Raw genomic sequence first — 641 nt, 5'->3', positions numbered from 1 at the left:
GTGTCGGATGATAATTATCGTTCGGGCCATAAAGGTTTGTCGGCATAAGAGAGATATAGTCTGTTCCATACTGCTTATTCAAAAACTCGCAGTATTTCAAACCACTGATTTTTGCCAATGCATAAGCTTCGTTGGTCTTTTCCAGCTCACTCGTCAACAGGCAGCTTTCTTTCATTGGTTGCGGTGCCATACGTGGATAAATGCAGGAAGAACCTAAAAACTCCAGCTTTTTGCAGCCATTCTTCCAGGCACTGTGAATTACATTCATTTCCAGAATCATATTGTCATACATGAAATCTGCCAATGCTTCGCTATTTGCAACAATACCGCCAACCTTTGCTGCAGCCAGAAAAACGTATTCCGGCTTTTCTTCAGCAAAAAACTTTTCTACTGCATCCTGTCTGCACAGGTCAAGCTCCTTATGAGTACGGGTGATAATATTTTTATAACCCTGACGCTCCAGCTCACGCACATGATAATATTTTTATACCCCTAACCCCCCAGCTCCCGCACAATAGCCGAGCCAACCATTCCACGATGGCCTGCAACATAGATTTTGGCATTTTTTTCCATCATTATGAAAGACTTCCCTTCTAAACTTACTGAACTTTTTTTAAGGCAGCTTCTCGTTTTGCCAGCTC

Annotated in this window: 1 pseudogene; it reads right to left on the bottom strand. The window is 42.4% G+C overall.

The features are described 5' to 3' along the window. A pseudogene (locus BN587_RS12075) lies at positions 1–576 on the bottom strand (NAD-dependent epimerase/dehydratase family protein); the annotation flags it as partial. Between the last annotated feature and the right edge of the window lie 65 nt (positions 577–641).

Source organism: Phascolarctobacterium succinatutens CAG:287 (assembly GCF_000434895.1).
Classification (GTDB): Bacteria; Bacillota; Negativicutes; order Acidaminococcales; family Acidaminococcaceae; genus Phascolarctobacterium_A; species Phascolarctobacterium_A succinatutens_A.
This window is presented reverse-complemented; position numbering and strand designations above follow the sequence as displayed.